19 protein-coding genes are annotated in these 16,630 nt (G+C 65.3%); 14 read left to right on the forward strand and 5 right to left on the reverse strand.

Annotated elements, in window-relative coordinates; genetic code table 11:
* The first annotated feature begins 47 nt into the window (after positions 1 to 47).
* The 6 genes from aotJ to PQU89_RS15960 all read left to right on the forward strand — a co-directional run bounded on the left by aotJ (position 48) and on the right by PQU89_RS15960 (position 5,338).
* Positions 48 to 812 (forward strand): L-arginine-binding protein AotJ, encoded by a 765-nt coding sequence (gene aotJ, locus PQU89_RS15935; RefSeq protein ID WP_272766664.1) that lies wholly within the window; start codon positions 48 to 50, stop codon positions 810 to 812.
* Between the two features lie 81 nt (positions 813 to 893).
* A complete protein-coding gene (locus PQU89_RS15940) occupies positions 894 to 1,583 on the forward strand; it encodes an ABC transporter permease (RefSeq protein WP_047966143.1) in 690 nt (229 codons plus the stop codon).
* A complete protein-coding gene (locus tag PQU89_RS15945) occupies positions 1,580 to 2,311 on the forward strand; it encodes an ABC transporter permease (protein ID WP_255908615.1) in 732 nt (243 codons plus the stop codon). The genes PQU89_RS15940 and PQU89_RS15945 overlap by 4 nt, the downstream gene beginning before the upstream one ends.
* Positions 2,312 to 2,320: 9 nt before the next feature.
* Positions 2,321 to 3,448, forward strand: coding sequence for a succinylglutamate desuccinylase/aspartoacylase family protein (locus PQU89_RS15950; RefSeq protein WP_272766665.1), 1,128 nt, complete (start codon positions 2,321 to 2,323; stop codon positions 3,446 to 3,448).
* Positions 3,445 to 4,260: an ABC transporter ATP-binding protein gene (locus PQU89_RS15955; protein WP_229800357.1), complete on the forward strand. Its 816-nt coding sequence runs from the start codon at positions 3,445 to 3,447 to the stop codon at positions 4,258 to 4,260. Before PQU89_RS15950 ends, PQU89_RS15955 begins: the two co-directional genes overlap by 4 nt.
* A gap of 103 nt (positions 4,261 to 4,363) precedes the next feature.
* Positions 4,364 to 5,338, forward strand: a complete 975-nt coding sequence (locus PQU89_RS15960) for a GlxA family transcriptional regulator (RefSeq protein WP_120812012.1) — start codon at positions 4,364 to 4,366, stop codon at positions 5,336 to 5,338.
* Between the two features lie 23 nt (positions 5,339 to 5,361).
* On the opposite strand, the gene PQU89_RS15965 is transcribed toward PQU89_RS15960, so the two are convergent.
* On the reverse strand, positions 5,362 to 5,562 hold the full coding sequence (locus PQU89_RS15965) for a hypothetical protein (protein ID WP_272766666.1): 201 nt from the start codon (positions 5,560 to 5,562) through the stop codon (positions 5,362 to 5,364).
* An 83-nt stretch (positions 5,563 to 5,645) separates the two neighbouring features.
* Here PQU89_RS15965 and PQU89_RS15970 point away from each other — a divergent pair, with 83 nt between their 5' ends.
* The 4 genes from PQU89_RS15970 to PQU89_RS15985 are packed head-to-tail and all read left to right on the forward strand — an operon-like array spanning position 5,646 to position 7,798.
* Positions 5,646 to 6,107 carry a MarR family winged helix-turn-helix transcriptional regulator gene (locus tag PQU89_RS15970; RefSeq protein WP_272766667.1) on the forward strand — a complete coding sequence of 154 codons (462 nt, stop codon included), beginning with the start codon at positions 5,646 to 5,648 and terminating at the stop codon, positions 6,105 to 6,107.
* Positions 6,108 to 6,644 (forward strand): cytochrome b, encoded by a 537-nt coding sequence (locus PQU89_RS15975; RefSeq protein ID WP_272766668.1) that lies wholly within the window; start codon positions 6,108 to 6,110, stop codon positions 6,642 to 6,644.
* 21 nt (positions 6,645 to 6,665) lie between these two features.
* Entirely contained in the window at positions 6,666 to 7,208 is a 543-nt protein-coding gene (locus PQU89_RS15980) for a YceI family protein (protein ID WP_047966149.1), read from the forward strand.
* Positions 7,209 to 7,228: 20 nt separating this feature from the next.
* Positions 7,229 to 7,798, forward strand: coding sequence for a YceI family protein (locus PQU89_RS15985; protein WP_272766669.1), 570 nt, complete (start codon positions 7,229 to 7,231; stop codon positions 7,796 to 7,798).
* A gap of 69 nt (positions 7,799 to 7,867) precedes the next feature.
* Here PQU89_RS15985 and PQU89_RS15990 read toward each other — a convergent pair whose 3' ends face one another.
* Together PQU89_RS15990 and PQU89_RS15995 are read right to left on the reverse strand one after the other, a co-directional pair.
* On the reverse strand, positions 7,868 to 9,691 hold the full coding sequence (locus tag PQU89_RS15990) for a sensor histidine kinase (protein WP_272766670.1): 1,824 nt from the start codon (positions 9,689 to 9,691) through the stop codon (positions 7,868 to 7,870).
* Positions 9,688 to 11,334, reverse strand: coding sequence for an EAL domain-containing response regulator (locus tag PQU89_RS15995; RefSeq protein WP_272766759.1), 1,647 nt, complete (start codon positions 11,332 to 11,334; stop codon positions 9,688 to 9,690). Before PQU89_RS15995 ends, PQU89_RS15990 begins: the two co-directional genes overlap by 4 nt.
* Positions 11,335 to 11,634: 300 nt before the next feature.
* Here PQU89_RS15995 and queC point away from each other — a divergent pair, with 300 nt between their 5' ends.
* From queC to queE, 3 genes are read left to right on the forward strand one after another with little or no spacing between them, the layout of a single operon-like run.
* On the forward strand, positions 11,635 to 12,327 hold the full coding sequence (gene queC, locus PQU89_RS16000; protein WP_272766671.1) for a 7-cyano-7-deazaguanine synthase QueC: 693 nt from the start codon (positions 11,635 to 11,637) through the stop codon (positions 12,325 to 12,327).
* A gap of 1 nt (position 12,328) precedes the next feature.
* Entirely contained in the window at positions 12,329 to 13,339 is a 1,011-nt protein-coding gene (locus tag PQU89_RS16005) for a 6-pyruvoyl trahydropterin synthase family protein (protein WP_272766672.1), read from the forward strand.
* 10 nt (positions 13,340 to 13,349) lie between these two features.
* Positions 13,350 to 13,985, forward strand: a complete 636-nt coding sequence (gene queE / locus PQU89_RS16010; RefSeq protein WP_272766673.1) for a 7-carboxy-7-deazaguanine synthase — start codon at positions 13,350 to 13,352, stop codon at positions 13,983 to 13,985.
* Positions 13,986 to 14,202: 217 nt separating this feature from the next.
* Here the strand turns inward: queE and phhA are convergent, their stop codons facing one another.
* Positions 14,203 to 15,093 (reverse strand): phenylalanine 4-monooxygenase, encoded by an 891-nt coding sequence (gene phhA, locus PQU89_RS16015; RefSeq protein ID WP_272766674.1) that lies wholly within the window; start codon positions 15,091 to 15,093, stop codon positions 14,203 to 14,205.
* Positions 15,094 to 15,228: 135 nt separating this feature from the next.
* Here phhA and PQU89_RS16020 point away from each other — a divergent pair, with 135 nt between their 5' ends.
* A complete protein-coding gene (locus PQU89_RS16020; RefSeq protein WP_238377257.1) occupies positions 15,229 to 15,708 on the forward strand; it encodes an Lrp/AsnC family transcriptional regulator in 480 nt (159 codons plus the stop codon).
* 1 nt (position 15,709) lies between these two features.
* On the opposite strand, the gene PQU89_RS16025 is transcribed toward PQU89_RS16020, so the two are convergent.
* A complete protein-coding gene (locus tag PQU89_RS16025) occupies positions 15,710 to 16,600 on the reverse strand; it encodes a DMT family transporter (RefSeq protein ID WP_272766675.1) in 891 nt (296 codons plus the stop codon).
* Between the last annotated feature and the right edge of the window lie 30 nt (positions 16,601 to 16,630).

Consider the following 16,630-nt stretch of genomic DNA (forward strand, 5'->3'; position numbering starts at 1 on the left):
CGAAGGCGGGGTTTTCACACCTATAAAAATATCCTGTCGGAGAATCCATGAAGAAGCCTTTGCTCGCGCTAGGCACGCTTGCCCTTGCCCTGTCCGCAACCGTGTCCGCAGAAACCCTGCGTTTTGCCACCGATGCCAGCTACCCGCCGTTTTCGAAACAGGGTGCCGACGGCAAGATGACCGGCTTCGATCCTGACATCGCCCAGGCGCTGTGCGCGGTGATGAAGGCGAAATGCGAGATCGTGCCCCAGGATTTCGACGGCATCATCCCGGCACTGCAGGCGAAGAAATTCGACGCCGTGATCGCGTCGATGAACATCACCGAAGAGCGCAAGAAGGCGGTCGACTTCTCCGACAAGTACTACAACATGGCCAGCCGTCTGGTGGCCAAGCAGGGCACCCAGGTCAACGCGGCCTGGTTCAAGGGCAAAAAGATCGGCGTGCTGCGTTCCTCGATCCAGGAAAAATACGCACGTGACACCTTTGCCAAGCAGGGTGCGCAGCTGGTGAGCTACGGCAAGGCGCCGGAATCGTTCATGGACCTGAAGGCCGGCCGTGTCGACGCCGCCTTCGTCGATGCCGCCGTCGGTGACGTGGACTTCATCAAGACCCCGAACGGCAAGGGTTTTGCCCTGGTCGGCCCCGACTACAATGAAGCCAAGTACTTCGGCGTCGGCTCCGGCATCGCGGTGCGCAAGGGCGACAAGGCGCTGCTGGCGCGCATCAACGGCGCGCTGAAGCAGATCCGTGCCGATGGCAGCTACGACAAGATCCAGAAGAAGTACTTCAGCTTCGACATCTACGGCAAGTAAGCGCCAGCAGGCAATACCGTGCAAGGTGCGGCCAGCCCAAGGTTGGCCGCAGCGTCCAGACGCAAAAACCGGAGTAATACCATGTTTCTACAGGGCTACCTGCCCAGCATCATGGAAGGCACCATTCTGACCCTGCAGGTTGCAGTGTCGGCATTGCTGGTGTCCGTGGTACTGGGCCTGATCGGGGCGATGTTCAAGATGTCGCCATCCAAGCCACTCGCGTGGCTGGCAGAAGTCTATTCCACCGTGGTGCGCGGCGTACCCGACCTGGTGTGGATGCTGCTGCTGTTCTTCGGCGTGCAGATGCTGATCAACGAGCTGTTCGCGCAACTGGGCTGGGAAGCACCGGAGATCAACTCCTTCTTCGCCGGCGTGATGACCATCGGCTTCATCTTCGGCGCCTACATGACCGAAACCTTCCGCGGCGCCATCATGGCGGTGCCGAAAGGCCAGATGGAAGCCGGCCTCGCCTACGGCATGAGCCCGCTGCGCGTGTTCCTGCGCATCACCTTCCCGCAGATGGTGCGCTTCGCGCTGCCCAGCTTCTCCAACAACTGGCTGGTGCTGGTGAAATCCACCGCCCTGGTGTCGGTGATCGGCCTCAACGACGTGATGTACCGCGCCGATACCGCCAAATCCATCACCCAGGAACCGTTTACCGTCTACGCCGTGGTCGGCTGTATTTTCCTGGCCATCACCAGCGTGTCCGATCTTGCCCTCAAGCGTCTGGAAAAACGCTACTCCACCGGCGTACGGGAGACTGAACTGTGATCGACGTAAACCTGATTATCGAACGCTTCCCGGCCTTCCTCGGCGGCACAGACGGCGCCCCGATCATGTCCACCTCCGACGGCCTGCAACTGACGCTGGAACTGCTCGGTCTGTCGCTGGTGTTCGGCCTGCTGCTGGCGGTGCCGATGGCGCTGATGCTGGTGTCGCGCAACAAGTGGGTCGCGCGCCCGGTGTGGCTGTACACCTACGTGTTCCGCGGCACCCCGCTCTTGGTGCAGCTGTTCATCATCTACTACGGCCTGTCGCAGTTCGACTGGGTGCGTGACAGCTGGGCGTGGGAATACCTGCGCGAGGCCTACGTCTGCGCCATCCTGGCGTTCACGCTGAACACCGCCGCCTACACCACCGAGATCCTCGCCGGCCAGATCCGCAACACCCACTACGGTGAAATCGAGGCGGCCAAGGCGATGGGCATGGGCAAGTGGCTGATGATGCGCCGCATCGTGATCCCGTCCGCGCTGCGCCGTGCTCTGCCGGCCTACAGCAACGAAGTGGTGATGATGATGCAGTCGACCTCGATCGCCGGCCTGGTCACGCTGGCCGACCTGACCGGTGTCGCCCGCCGCGTGTTCAGTGATACCTACATGCCGTTTGAGCCGTTCCTGACCGTGGCCGGCATCTATCTGGTGATGACCTTTGCCCTGGTCTGGCTGTTCAAGAAGGCCGAACAGCGCTGGCTGGCCTACCTGGCGCCGCGCAAGCACTAAGGAGCCGTCATGCACAGAATCGATCATCCGCTGCCGCCCATCAGCCTGAACACTGCGCGCCAGATCAGCAGTTTTCACTTTGGCCGCGCCGGACAGGGAGAAAAGGTCTACATCCAGGCCAGCCTGCACGCCGACGAACTGCCGGGCATGCTCACCGCCTGGCAGCTGAAGCAAAGGTTGGCCGCACTGGAGGCCGAAGGTCGCCTGCTGGGCGAAGTGGTGCTGGTACCGGTCGCCAACCCGATCGGCCTCGACCAGAACCTGAACAGCGTGATGCTGGGCCGCTTCGAGCTGGCCAGCGGCCAGAACTTCAACCGCCACTACCCGGCCTTTGCCGCCGACATCTTTCACGAGTTGAAAGCGGAACTGGGTCAGGACGCGAAGGCCAACACCCGCCTGATCCGCGAGCGGCTGCGCGGCAAGGTCGCCGCCATTGCGCCGGCGAGCGAGCTGGCCGCGCAGCGCAAGACGCTGATGCTGCTTGCCTGTGACGCCGACGTGGTGCTGGACCTGCACTGCGACTGCGCCGCGGCGATGCACCTGTACACCGGCACGCCACTGTGGCAACAGTGCGAACCGCTGGCACGCTATATCGGTGCCGCCGCCACGCTGCTGGCCGAGGAATCCGGCGACAACCCGTTCGACGAGGCCTGCAGCCAGCTGTGGTGGCAACTGCGCGACATGGCGGCTGCGGCCAACCTTGACGCCGCCATCGACATGGCCTGCCTCGCCGTCACCATCGAGCTGCGCGGCCAGGCCGACGTCAGCCATGCTCTGGCGACACAGGATGCCGACGCCATCATCGCCTTCCTGCAGCACCGCGGCGTGATTGCCGGCACCGCCCCGGCGCTGCCGGAGCTGCGCTACCCGGCAACGCCGCTGGCCGGCTCCGACAGCCTGCTGGCGCCGCATCCCGGCGTGGTGCACTACCACTTGCAGTCCGGCACCCTCGTGGCCGCCGGCGATGCCATCGCCGACATCATCGACCCGGTCAACGACCGTGTCACCACCTTGCGCGCCAGCCGTCCCGGCATGCTCTACGCCACCGAAAGCCGCCACTACGCCATTACCGGCCAGTGGCTGGCCAAAGTGGCCACCCCTGAATCCTTTAAAACCGGAAAGTTGCTATCAGCATGAAACCGCTAGAACATGATCTCGCCGTCGGCGCCGCCGCTGATGGCAACACCAAACTGAACGTCATCGACCTGCACAAGAGCTACGGCAGCCACGAGGTGCTGAAAGGCGTCTCGCTGACCGCCCACGCCGGCGACGTGATCAGCATCATCGGCTCTTCCGGCTCCGGCAAGAGTACCTTCCTGCGCTGCATCAACATGCTGGAACAGCCGCACAGCGGCACCATCGCCGTCACCGGCGAAACGCTGAAGCTGGTCACCGACAAGCGCAACGGCGCGCTGAAAGCGGAAGACCCGAAACAGCTGGCGCGCCTGCGCACCAAGCTGGCGATGGTATTCCAGCACTTCAACCTGTGGGCGCACATGACGGTGCTGGAAAACATCATCGAGGCGCCGATCCACGTGCTGGGCGTGCCGAAGGATGAAGCCATCGCCCGTGCCCGCAAGTACCTGGACAAGGTTGGCCTCAAGAACGTCGAGGACAAGTACCCGTCGCACATGTCCGGCGGCCAGCAGCAGCGCGTGGCGATCGCCCGTGCGCTGGCGATGGAGCCGGAAGTGATGCTGTTCGACGAGCCGACCTCGGCGCTGGACCCGGAACTGGTCGGCGAAGTACTGCGCGTGATGCAGGATCTGGCGCGCGAAGGCCGCACCATGGTGGTGGTGACCCACGAAATGGGCTTCGCCCGTGAAGTGTCCAACCATGTCATCTTCCTGCACCAGGGCCGCATCGAAGAACAGGGTCATCCAAAGGAAGTGCTGACCAAGCCGAAAAGCGAACGTCTGGCACAATTCCTGTCCGGCAGCCTGAAATAAGCCGTACAATCGCCGCTTGACAAGCAAGCGCCATGCTGACGATAACCTCAGCATGGCGCCTTGTTATTTGCATCGCCCTTCGCCCAATCACCAGATTGCTGACATGGTCAACGTAACTTCCGGCACCAAACCCGTCCGCTACGGCTTCCTGCTGCTGCCCAATGCGTCGATGGCCGACTTTGCCATCGCCACCGAGGTGCTGACCCGCGCCAACCAGCTGGCGGAAAAAAAGTGCTACGAGTTCCTGCCGCTATCGCTGGACGGCCTGCCGGTCACGCTCAGCAACGGCCTGCGCCTGGCGGTGGACCTGCCGCTGGCCCACGCGCCGAAGCTGGACGTGCTGGTGGTGCTGGCCGATGAAGTCGGCGTCGACATCGCCGCCGACGAGCTGGCGCGCGTGATCGGCAGCCAGCTCAACGAACACACCATGCTCGCCGGCATCAACTGCGGCAGCTACTGGCTGGCACGCGCCGGGCTGCTGGCCGGCCATCGTGCCACCATCCACTGGCAGGAAATCAGCCGCCTGTCGGACGAATTCCCCGACGTGATCGTGTCGTCCAACCTGTACGAGATCGACGGCAACCGCCTGACCAGCACCGGCGGCGCCGCCACCTTCGACTTCATGATGGCGCTGGTTGCGGCCAACCTTGGCCAGGAATTCGCCGCGCAGCTGTCGGAAGTATTCAGCATGGAACGGCTGCGTCCCGGCAGCGAGCGGCAGCGCATTCCGCTGGCCACCCGCATCGGCGGCAGCCAGCCGAAGCTGACCGAGGCGGTCAGCCTGATGGAAGCCAATATCGAGGAACCGCTGACCACCGACGACATCGCCTACTACGTCGGCGTGTCGCGGCGCCAGCTGGAGCGCCTGTTCAAGCAGTACCTCGGTACCGTGCCGTCGAAATACTATCTGGAGCTGCGCCTGAACCGCGCGCGCCAGCTCTTGCAGCAGACCAGCAAGTCCATCGTGCAGATCGGCCTCGCCTGCGGCTTCTCCAGCGGCCCGCACTTCTCCAGCACCTACCGCAGCCACTTCAACATCACGCCGCGCGAAGAGCGGGCGCAGCGCACCCAGGGCTGAGAGCGCATTCAGTCCTCGCGCACTCACGCGAGGCAAGGCGAAAGCGGCTGCGACTGCAGCATTGACCAGTGCTCCATGCGCCTTGCCGGCTCGCACTTGACGCCGTCTCGCGCCATTGACATCACGTTGCCGCAGATCGTGAACCGGCGCTCGGCGTCTCCGCCTTGCAGCAACGCCCCCGGCGCGGCCACGATCCCCTCGCGCACAGCGCCCATTTCACTCATTCAGTTTTTCTGAATAGATACTCAGAAATGCTGTGTTTTATTTTGTACTAACTAAAACTATCCTGACGAGAACCAAATCCGCGATGACCACTCCTATGCAACAGCGCAGTGTGACCCGTTCGATGGCGCTGGTACGCGAACTGGTACGCACCTACCAGGCGTTCGAGCAACTGAGCAGCAGCCGCATCCGCAGCCACGGCCTGACACCGCCGCAATTCGACGTGATTGCGACGCTGGGCAACACCCCGGGCATGAGCTGCAAGGAACTCTCCAGCCGCACCCTGATCACCAAGGGGACGCTGACCGGCGTGCTGGACCGGCTGCTGGACAAGGGGCTGATCAGCCGCCGTGTCGACGCCAACGACCGGCGCAGCCTGTTCGTGGCGCTGACCAGCGAGGGTGACAGCGTGTTCCGTGCCACCTTCCCGGATGTCACCGGCCACTGCGATGGCGCATTCGATGCGATGAGCGATGAAGAACTGAAGCAGATCACGGCCACGCTGGCCGGCCTGCGTTTGGCCATTACGGCAAAACTGGAGTCCTGAATGAAGATGAACCAACGTTACCACCCGAGCCAGATCCTGCTGCACGCGGTGATCGGCCTGCTGATCGTGCTGACCTTTGCCTTCGGCAAGTACGTGGCCGGCCTGCCGCTGTCGCCGGCCAAGTTCCAGCTGATCAGCTACCACAAATGGGGCGGCATCATCGTGCTGCTGCTAGTCGTGGTGCGCATCGTGCTGCGCCTGCTCAAGGGCACGCCGCCGCTGCCGGCCACCATGTCACCGCTGGCCAGACTGGCCGCCCACGCCGGCCACCTGGCGCTGTACGTGCTGATGCTGGCGGTGCCGCTGTCCGGCTGGCTGATGAGCTCGGCCTACGGCATCCCGGTGGTGCTGTTCAGCGTGCTGCCGCTGCCGGACCTGATTGCGGCCAACCCTGCGCTGGCGGAACAGCTGGGCGAGGTGCACGAGCTGCTCAACCAGCTGCTGCTGATCACCGTGATCCTCCACGTGCTGGCGGCACTGAAACACCACTTTATTGACCGCGACGGTCTGCTGCAACGCATGAGCCTGCGTCGTTAACCCGAAGGACGAAAGCCCCCGATGAAAGCCCTGTTGATCTCCGCCGGCCTGCTGCTGGCCAGCCCGGTGTTTGCCCAGAATGTCGACCTTGGCAAAAGCCAGCTCGTGTTCACCATGAAACAGATGGGAGTGCCGGTATCCGGCAGCTTCAAGAAATTCGCCGCCAAGGTCAGCTTTGACCCGGCCAAGGCCGACAAGGGCAGCGCCGACATCACCATCGACGTGAACAGCATCAGCCTGCCCACCGCCGACGCCAACGCCGAAGCCCGCAAGAAGGACTGGTTCAACACCGCCCAGTTCGCCCAGGCCCGTTTCGTGTCCAGCAGCATCAAGCCGCTGGGCGGCAACCGTTACCAAGTCAGCGGCAAGCTGACGCTGAAAGGCATCACCCGCGAGCTGAGCGCACCGTTCACCGCCACCAGCCAGGGCAAGGCCGTCAGCATCGACGGTACCCTGCCGATTTCCCGGCTCGCCTTCAAGATCGGTGAAGGCAGCTGGAGCGACACCGGCACCGTTGCCGACAATGTCGACCTGCGTTTCCGTCTTGTAGTAGCCAACCCTTGAACCACCCCGGAGTGTTAACCATGATTCGTACCACCCTGTTTGCGACCCTGTTTGCGTCTGCCGGTCTGGCATTTGCGGCCCCGGCCAGCTACACCATCGACCCGAGCCACACCTACGCTGCCTACGAAGTCGGCCACCTCGGCCTGTCCAGCCAGAGCGGCGTGTTCACCAAGATCAGCGGCAATCTGAGCGTGGATGAAGCGGCCAAGAGCGGCAACGTCGACATCACCATCGACGCCGCCTCGCTGCAGACCTTCTTCGCCGATCGCGACAAGCACCTGAAGAGCGCCGATTTCTTCAATGTCGAGAAATTCCCGACGCTGACCTACAAGTCGGACAAGGTGGTGTTCAAGGGCAACAAGCCGGCCGCCGTCGAAGGCAAGCTGACCCTGCTGGGCGTGACCAAGCCAGTCACCCTGCAGCTGGTCAACGTCAACAAGGCCAAGCACCCGATGACCGGCAAGGAAAGCTGGGGCGCCAACGCGGTGGCCACCATCAAGCGCAGCGAGTTCGGCATGAAGACCTTCATCCCGGCCGTCAGCGACGAAGTGAAGCTGAGCATCGTTCTGGAAGCCAGCAAGGCCGAATAAGCCTGCCGGTGACGGAACAGAAAAAGCCGCCAGCATGCTGGCGGCTTTTTTGTTGCGGCCAACCTTGCGCTAGTGGCGCTCGTCCAGCGCCGGCAACAGCGGCAGGCGCACGGTAAAGCGCGTGCCCTCGTCCTCGCTGCTGTCCACCGTGATGCTGCCGCCGTGGCGCTGTACCAGCTCCCGCACCAGCGCCAGCCCCATGCCGCTGCCGGGAATGCCCTGCGCGGTACTGGCGCGGAAAAAGCGGGTGAACAGCTTGTCCTGCTCGTCCGCCGGGATGCCCACCCCCCAATCCTGCACCGTGACGTGCACCTCGCGCCCGGCGACCGTGCAGTGCAGCGCCAGCCTCTGCCAGCGCGGCGAGTACTTGATGGCGTTGGAGATCAGGTTGCCGAACACCACGCGCAACAGCTCGGCGTCGCCATCGACGATCAGCACGTCATCGGCGGCAAACGACACCTCGATCTGGCAATCGGGATGGATGTCCTGGCTCTGCTCCACCAGCTCGGCCAGCAGCGGCACCAGCCGCACCGGCCCCTGCTGCACCACCAGCTGCCCTTCCTCCAGCCGCGTCAGCGTCAGCACGCTGTCGGCGAGGCTGACCATGTGCTTGACCATGTCGCGCAGGCGCTGGGCGCGGCTTTGCAGCTGCTCGCCGTGGAACTGTTCCGGCTGGCGCTGCAGGCGCTGCGCGATGCCGTCGATCACCGCCAGCGGGGTGCGGTACTCGTGCGACACCATGCTGACGAAGCGGCGCTGCATCTCGGCCAGCTCGCGCTCGTGCTGCAGCGTGGCTTCCAGCGCGTGTTCGCGCTGCAGGATGTGGCTGATGTCGAGAATGCTGGCCAGCACGCAGGGAATGCCACGGTAGTCGATCAGGCAGCCGGTGAGGCTGGCGTCGAACGGGCGCTGCTCGCGGTCGCGCAGCACCGCGTGAAAGTCGATCACCCGCCCTTCCTGCTGCAGAATCTCCAGGAAACGCTTGCGCTCCGCCGCGTGCTCGTACAGCGCGGCTGAGGTCGGCGTGAACTCGCTGCTGCTGCCCAGCCACATGCCGTAGCGCTCGATCGCCAGCCGGTTGGCGTAGCGGATGCGCTCCGACGCCAGCTCGGAAATCACCATCGGCAGCGGCAGCGCATCGAGAATGCCCTGCAGCTCCTCGCTGCGTTCGCGCTGCAGCTGCAGCAGCTTTTCGCGGTCGCTGACATCGTGCTGGCTGATCAGCATCGCGCTCTCGCCGGTGGCCGGATCGCGGATGCGGAACAGCTGCACCTGATGGCGCACCATACTGCCATCGGCCAGTCGCACGTCCACCACCCGGCGCACGCCGCGGCTTTCCATCGCCGCCAGCCGCAGCTCGGCCAGCAGCTTGGGGTCCGGCAGCGAGGCCAGCAGCGCATCGCCCTCCGACGGCGGCAGCGCCAGCGCGGCGGCCGGGTTGCGCTGCAGCACCACGCCGTTGTCGTCGTACAGCGACACCATCTCGCGCACGTGGCGCAGCATCTCCACGCTGCGCACGGTATCGGCGTCGACCGACGACACCGGCACCGCCTCCACCTTCATCAGCTCCGGCCAGTCGTTATCGAAGCGGGCGCAGTGGCAGCGCACCTGCAGCGGCAGGCCATGCGGGTACAGCGTCCAGTTTTCCTCCACCGCGCGCTGCTCGGCAAAGGCGGCCTGGTACACGGCAAAGCGGGTGCGCAGCGTCTCGCTATTGATGGAGAAGTCGCGCTCCTGCAGCGACGCCAGATCCGCCGCGTCCCACAGCTGCAGGGCCTGGCGGTTGGCCCACACGATGCTCTGCCGGCGCATGTCGAAAAACCAGACCGCCAGATGCAGGCGTTCCAGCAGCGGCATGGCCGCGGTCAGTGATGGCGGCAATTCGGTACTCATGGCGTCCCCAGTAACGACAGCAGTTCGGACAGCGGCATCGGCCGGTAGAAGTGGTAACCCTGTGCAAAGCGACAGCCCAGCTCCGCCAGCAGCGCCGCCTGCGCCGCGCTCTCCACCCCTTCGGCCACCACCATGCAGCCCATGGCGCGGCCGAGGCTGATCAACCCTTCGATGATGCGCGCGTCGATGCTGCGGCGGCCGATGTCCATCACGAAGCTGCGGTCGATCTTGATCACCTCGGCGTGCAGCCGCTTCAGGTAGTCCAGCGACGCGTAGCCCATGCCGAAATCGTCGACCGCCAGCTTCAGCCCCAGCGCGCGCAGTGCGGCGATATCGGCCTCGATGGCGGCGGTAAGGTAGGTCATCGAGGTTTCGGTGACCTCGATTTCAAGGTTGGCCGCCAGCGCCAGCCGCCCCGCCTGCAGCTGGGCGTTGAGAAAGGCCGGCACCCCGCGGCCTAGGCTTTGCGCCGAGATATTGAACGACAGGATGAAGCCTGGCCGCAGGCTGACCAGCTCGGTGACCGCCTCCAGCGTCTGCGCGATCACCCAGTGGTCGAGATCGGTGGCCAGCCCGCTACGCTCCGCTGCCGGCACGAAGGCCCCCGGCGACAGCGCGCCGATATCCGCATGCGGCCAACGTACCAGCGCCTCGGCGCCGACGATGCGGCCGCTGAGCAGGTCGACGCGTGGCTGGAACAGCAGGGTCAGCTCGCCGGATTTCAGCGCCTGTCCCAGGTAGCGCTCGGCGTGGCGCGCCGCCTGCAGCGCCTGGTAGTCGCCGCGGCCCAGCTCGATGAAACGGCGCGGGTTGCCGGCGCTCTCGAAGTTGAGATGCAGCGCGCAGGACTCCACCAGCGTGGCGGCCTCGAAGTGGCGCAGCGCCGGCGCGTGCCAGTCCAGGTGGATGCACAGCGCGCTGCAGGTATAGGCGATGCTGATACCGCCGACCTCGAGCGTCATCCTTTGCGCCAGCACCGCCGCGGCCTGCGGCGCGGCATCCTCCGCCAGCAACAGCGCCCAGCAGCCGTCGGACCAGGTAAACACCTGCCCGCTACCGGCCAGCGGCGCGAGACAGGCCAGCATATTGTGTTGCAGCAGTGGCTGTTCGGCGGGCGCCAGACGCATGGTCAGCGCCAGATAGGTATCGACCTTGACCAGCAGCAGCGTCTGCGACGCCTGCGCGGTGCGCGCCGCGGCCACCTGTGCCAGCAGCAGCGCCCGTCCCGGCACCACTGGCGGTGGCGGCAGACTGTCGCCACGGCGGCGACGCTTGACCTTGGCGGCGATGGCGGCCAGCAGCAGATCAAAGTCGACCGGCTTGACCAGATAGTCGTCGACCTCGAGCAGGCGGCCGCGCACCTGGCTCTGGCTGTCCGCCAGCGCGGTGAGCAGGATGAACGGCAACTGCGCCAGCTCGCCGCCCTGCGCCGCCATCGCTTCCACCAGCTCGAAACCACCCATGCCCGGCATCGACACATCGCTCAGCACCAGATCCGGCAGCTGCTGCGCCATCAGCGCCAGCGCGGCGTGACCGTCCACCGCTTCCAGCACGCGGTAGCCGGCGCTGAGCAGCTCCTCGCTGATCAGCTGCCGCAGGTTGGCATCGTCCTCAACACAGAGAATGGTGTACACATCCGACATAGGCACTCGTCTTTTCCTTGCTAAGCCAGGCCGCGAGGCCAGCGGCCATGCATCCTGCTAATAATTCATCATATGCAACAAGCCGCCAGCGCGCCGTCTTTCTCACCGTACCACAGCCCCGGTGCCCGCATGCGGTGCGCTGGCCGCTCCGGCACCCGCCGCAGCGCGGTGCCGCGGTGCCGCCGCAAAATGCTGCGCAAAAACGGCTTATAGTGGGTTAAAATGGCGGGTTAAGCATGCCGGGAGAGACCGATCCCGTGTGTGTCATCCTACTCACCTCGACTGTTTCTCGACGGAATCATGAACAAGACATCCAAAGCCCTGGTCGTCCTTTCGGGCGGCCAGGACTCCACCACCTGCCTGTTTTGGGCGCTGCGCGAATTCGGCGCGGCCAACGTTGAAGCCGTGACCTTCGACTACGGCCAGCGTCACCGCATCGAGCTGGACGCCGCTCGCAAGGTGGCCGCCATGGCCGGCGTGCGCCAGACACTGCTGCCGATCGACACCTTTGCCGCCATCGGCGGCAACGCGCTGACCGAAGCCGGCATCACGCCGGAACAAGGCGCGCGCGACGACGGCGACAGCACCATCCCCAACACCTTCGTGCCCGGCCGCAACCTGATCTTCCTCAGCTTTGCCGCCGCCTTTGCCTACACCCGCGGCATCGAGCACGTGGTCACCGGCGTGGCGCAGACCGACTACTCCGGCTATCCGGACTGCCGCGAAAACACGCTGAAGGCGCTGGAGCTGGCGCTGCGCCTGGGCATGGACAGCCGCGTCACCCTGCACACGCCGCTGATGTTCATGAGCAAGGCGGAAACGGTACAGCTGGCGCAGGAGGTCGGCGCCATGGACGCGATGGCGTGGAGCCACACCTGCTACAACGGCGCCGTGCCGCCCTGCGGCCACTGCGCCGCCTGCGAACTGCGTGCCAAGGGCTTTGCCGAAGCCGGCGTCGCCGATCCGCTCGTCGTACGCTGCGGAGAACACTGACATGAACAGCAGCCATATCCTGGCCGGCGCCAGCTTCGAGGCGGCGCGCAACCTCGCCGGCATCGGCGAGCACGGCCACAGCTTCCGCGTACTGGCGCGCGCCGACGCCCATCCCGGCAGCGAGGCGGCACTGCATGCCGAGCTGGCCGCCGCAGTGGCGCCGTTCCACTACGCCCACGTCAACGCCACGCTGGCCGACGGCAGCGACCTGTCGATTGCGCGCTATCTGGCGTCGCAGTGCGGCCAGGCCGTCAGCCTGCAGCTGGCCAGTGCCGCCGATCGCGGCGTGCTGCTGGACGAGGACGGCAACGAGTACGTCTATGTCGACACCCGCTTCGAGGCCGCGCACCAGCTGCCGCACGTCGGCCCCGGCCACAAGTGCGGCCGTCTGCATGGCCACGGTTTCGGCGTGCGCATCGTCGCCGATGCCAGCCGCAGCAGCCTCAACGACATCCTGCTCAAGGCGTGGCCGCCGCTGTTCGCACGGCTGAACCACAAATACCTGAACGACATCGCCGGCCTCGACAACCCGACCAGCGAAGTGATGGCGGCGTGGTTGTACCGCGAGCTGGCCGCCAGCCTCGCCGGCCTGGCGTGGGTGGAAGTGCGCGAGACGCACACCGCCGGTAGCCAGTTCGACGGCCAGACCTATCGCATCTGGAAGGAACAGCACTTCGAGAGCGCGGTGCCGTTCGACGCCGCCGGCAACTACACCGGCCACAGCTACCTGATCCGCCTGCTGCTGCAAGGCAGCATCGACCGGGTGATGGGCTGGGTGCTGGACTTTGGCGACGTCAAGGACCGCTTCAAGCCGGTCTACCGCCAGCTGGACCACAACCCGCTGGACAAGCTGCCCGGCATCCGTGCCGCCGACGCCGCCAGCGTGGCGGAGTGGGTGCACGGCGAGCTGAAGCCGCTGGTGCCGGAACTGGCCCGCATCGATCTGATGGAAACCCCGCAACGCGGCGTGTCGCTGACCTTCCGCGGCGACATGCAGTGGCCGCTGCTGTAAGGAGACGACGATGACCATCTATACCGTCAAGGAAATCTTCTACACGCTGCAGGGCGAAGGCCGCCAGGCCGGCCGCGCCGCGGTGTTCTGCCGCTTTTCCGGCTGCAACCTGTGGTCCGGCCGCGAGGAAGACCGCAGCAAGGCGATCTGCCAGTTCTGCGATACCGACTTTGTCGGCACCGGCGACGACGGCGGCAAGTTTGCCGGCGCCGCCGCGCTGGCCGCGCGTATCGCCGCCGAGTGGCGCGGTGTCGGCGGCCAACCCTACGTGGTGTTCACCGGCGGCGAGCCGCTGCTGCAGCTGGATGACGCGCTGGTCGACGCCATGCACGCACTGGGTTTCGAAGTAGCGGTGGAAACCAACGGCAGCCTGCCGGCACCGGCCGGCATCGACTGGATCTGCGTCAGCCCCAAGGCCGGCGCCGACTGGGTGCAGAAAAGCGGCCACGAGCTGAAACTGGTGTTCCCGCAGCCGACGCTGCTGCCGTCGGAGCTGCCGGACGACCTGCAGTTCGAGCATCGCTATCTGCAGCCGATGGACAGCCCGCTGCAGCGGCAGAATACGCAGGAAGCCATCGCCTGGTGCATGGCACACCCGGAGTGGCGGCTGTCGGTGCAAACCCACAAGGTGATCAACATCCGCTAAGCGCGGCACGCGCCCAGCAAAAAGCCACGACCGAGGTCGTGGCTTTTTTACGGCCGCGTTGCGGCCAACCTTGCTCAGAACCTGTTCAATGTCTGCTGCGCTTCGGCGATACGGCGTTAAAAACGCCTTCGGAATGCTCATTTACCCCGTGTAAACTCCGCTTCCTCAGGCGTTTTTGCCTTGTCTCGCTCTAGCTCGCGAGGCCTTGAACGGGTTCTCAGATATCGTCGGTATCGGCCCAGCCGGCGCGCGAGCCGCGGTGGAACACCCGGTCCTGCGGCAACACGTCGCCGGCGCCATGCGCCGCCACGCCCTGCAGCTGCCGGTAGTAGGCGGTGAAATCCGGCGCGGTGGCGTCGAACAGCTGCTGGAAGCTGTCGATGACGAAGTAGGTCTTCTGGAAGGTGTCGATGCGGTAGCGCGTGTTCATGATGCGCAGCAGGTCGAAACCGATGCGGTTCGGGCTGTCGCTGTCCAGGCTGTACACCGATTCCGACTTGCTGGACACGATGCCGGCGCCGTAGATGCGCAGCCCCTGCGGCGTGTCGATCAGGCCGAATTCCACCGTGTACCAGTACAGCCGCGCCAGCAGTGGCAGCGCGCCGAGGTCCTTCGCCTTCATGCCACCGAGGCCGTAGGCCTGCAGGTAGTCGGCAAACACCGGGTTCATCAGCAGTGGCACGTGGCCGAACAGGTCGTGGAACACGTCCGGCTCCTGCAGGTAGTCCAGCTGCTGCGGCTCGCGCAGCCACCAGGTCACCGGGAAGCGGCGGTTGGCCAGATGCTCGAAGAACACCTCATCCGGAATCAGCCCCGGCACCGCCACGATCTGCCAGCCGGTGGCGGCGGCCAGTTTCAGGTTCAGCCGCACGAAGTCCGGCACCCGGTCGGCATCGATGGCCAGCGCCTCCAGCCCGGCGAGGAATTCGTCACAGACGCGGCCGGGCAGCATCTCGCACTGGCGGCGGTACAGCGTGGCCCAGGTCTGGTGATCTTCGGCGCTGTAGCGCTCCAGCGGTTGCGGCAGGGTGAAGTCGGCGGCGTGCTCGAGGCCGACATTCTTGCGGACGGTGATGTCCGGCACGGTAAACGGGGTTGTCTCCATCATCGATCTTCTTGTGTAGGCGGCAGCAAGGCCAGAGCCAGCAGTGTAGGCGCGCTACGCTGCGGCTTGGCCGCAACATTTGCCATCGGCACGGTTTATTTGCATACTTCCCGCACCAAAAACCGGAATATGCACAAAATGCGCAATATCGACTTCGACCGTTTCGACTACCAGATTCTGGAGGCGCTGCAGAAAGACGCGCGCGCCACCCACCAGAAGCTGGCACAGGACATCGCGCTGTCGCCATCGCAGATCGGCCGCCGCATCCAGCGGCTGGAAGAGTGCGGTGTGATCCAGGGCTACCATCTGGCGCTGCGTCCTGACCTGCTCGACCTGTCGGTAACGGCCTTCGCTAATGTCAGTCTAGAACGTCACGGCGAGGCGTCCATCCGCGAATTCGCCGCCGCCATCACCGACCTGCCGGAAGTGCTGGAGTGTTACGCGGTGGCCGGCGAGGCCGACTACTGGCTGCGCATCGTGGTGCCGGACCTGCCGTCGCTGTCGCGTTTCGTGATGAACAAGCTGATGACGCTGCCGCTGGTGCGCAGCGTGAAATCGACGGTGGCGCTGGAGCCGATCAAGCACACCACGCGCCTGCCGCTGCCGGAGCGACGCTAGGCTAGCGCCGCCACTCGCGCCGTAACGCGTACAGCGAGATCAGGATCAGCGCGGCGGCGATCAGCAGCATGCCGAGCGCCTCGGCGTGGCTGGGCACCTCGGCCAGCAGCAGCCACGCCATCAGCACCGCCACCGCCGGTATCGCCAGGATGCTCATGCCGGCCATGCCGGCCGACAGCCTTGAGAGCAGCAGCATCCACACCAGCCAGCCCAGGCCGCCGGCGAGCACGCCGGAGAACAGCAGCACCCCCAGCAGCGGCCAGCCCCACTGGATGTCGCGCCCGGGGAACAGCGGCAGCAGCAGCGCCAGCACCAGCGTGCCCCACACCATCTGCCAGAAGGTCAGCGCCAGGGTATCGACCTGGTGCTGCGCGCGCAGCTTTTTGGCGATGATCGCCGAGCTGGCCCACACCAGGCCGCCGGTGATCGCCAGCGCGTCCGACAGCCAGTTGCCGCCGAGATCCCACGGTTCAAGGATCGCCATCAGCCCGACCAGGGCCAGCGCCACGCCCAGCCACTGCAGTGGCGCCAGCTTTTCGTGCAGGAACAGCCGCGCCAGCAGCAGCGTCCAGAACGGCATGGTGTAGCACAGCACCGACACCTTACCGGCACCGCCGGCCACCAGCGCCAGATTGGTGAACACCACGAAGCCGGCGGTCTGCGTCAGTCCCAGCCAGAAGGTTGGCCGCAACGGCGTCGGCGTGAAGCGGCGGCCGGTGGCGCGCATGATCAGCGCCAGCGTGGCGATGGCGAGCACGGTGCGGCCGAGGCCGAGCTGGAAGGCGCTGGCGTAGGCCAGCCCGAGCTTGGTGACCACCCAGTTGGCCCCCCAGGCGAACCACAGCGCCAGCAACATCAACACACTGGTAGTACGGTCAGAAACAGCAGACATGATGGATAAGGTTGGCCGCAAGAAAACAGG

Origin of the sequence: Vogesella indigofera (genome assembly GCF_028548395.1) — a bacterium.
Taxonomy (GTDB): Bacteria; Pseudomonadota; Gammaproteobacteria; order Burkholderiales; family Chromobacteriaceae; genus Vogesella; species Vogesella indigofera_A.

Coding starts and splice junctions, on each gene's coding strand:
- aotJ (WP_272766664.1), top strand. CDS start 48: ATGAAGAAGCCTTTGCTCGCGCTAGGCACGCTTGCCCTTGCCCTGTCC.
- PQU89_RS15940 (WP_047966143.1), top strand. CDS start 894: ATGTTTCTACAGGGCTACCTGCCCAGCATCATGGAAGGCACCATTCTG.
- PQU89_RS15950 (WP_272766665.1), top strand. CDS start 2,321: ATGCACAGAATCGATCATCCGCTGCCGCCCATCAGCCTGAACACTGCG.
- PQU89_RS15955 (WP_229800357.1), top strand. CDS start 3,445: ATGAAACCGCTAGAACATGATCTCGCCGTCGGCGCCGCCGCTGATGGC.
- PQU89_RS15960 (WP_120812012.1), top strand. CDS start 4,364: ATGGTCAACGTAACTTCCGGCACCAAACCCGTCCGCTACGGCTTCCTG.
- PQU89_RS15965 (WP_272766666.1), bottom strand. CDS start 5,562: ATGAGTGAAATGGGCGCTGTGCGCGAGGGGATCGTGGCCGCGCCGGGG.
- PQU89_RS15970 (WP_272766667.1), top strand. CDS start 5,646: ATGACCACTCCTATGCAACAGCGCAGTGTGACCCGTTCGATGGCGCTG.
- PQU89_RS15975 (WP_272766668.1), top strand. CDS start 6,108: ATGAAGATGAACCAACGTTACCACCCGAGCCAGATCCTGCTGCACGCG.
- PQU89_RS15980 (WP_047966149.1), top strand. CDS start 6,666: ATGAAAGCCCTGTTGATCTCCGCCGGCCTGCTGCTGGCCAGCCCGGTG.
- PQU89_RS15985 (WP_272766669.1), top strand. CDS start 7,229: ATGATTCGTACCACCCTGTTTGCGACCCTGTTTGCGTCTGCCGGTCTG.
- PQU89_RS15990 (WP_272766670.1), bottom strand. CDS start 9,691: ATGAGTACCGAATTGCCGCCATCACTGACCGCGGCCATGCCGCTGCTG.
- PQU89_RS15995 (WP_272766759.1), bottom strand. CDS start 11,334: ATGTCGGATGTGTACACCATTCTCTGTGTTGAGGACGATGCCAACCTG.
- queC (WP_272766671.1), top strand. CDS start 11,635: ATGAACAAGACATCCAAAGCCCTGGTCGTCCTTTCGGGCGGCCAGGAC.
- PQU89_RS16005 (WP_272766672.1), top strand. CDS start 12,329: ATGAACAGCAGCCATATCCTGGCCGGCGCCAGCTTCGAGGCGGCGCGC.
- queE (WP_272766673.1), top strand. CDS start 13,350: ATGACCATCTATACCGTCAAGGAAATCTTCTACACGCTGCAGGGCGAA.
- phhA (WP_272766674.1), bottom strand. CDS start 15,093: ATGATGGAGACAACCCCGTTTACCGTGCCGGACATCACCGTCCGCAAG.
- PQU89_RS16020 (WP_238377257.1), top strand. CDS start 15,229: ATGCGCAATATCGACTTCGACCGTTTCGACTACCAGATTCTGGAGGCG.
- PQU89_RS16025 (WP_272766675.1), bottom strand. CDS start 16,600: ATGTCTGCTGTTTCTGACCGTACTACCAGTGTGTTGATGTTGCTGGCG.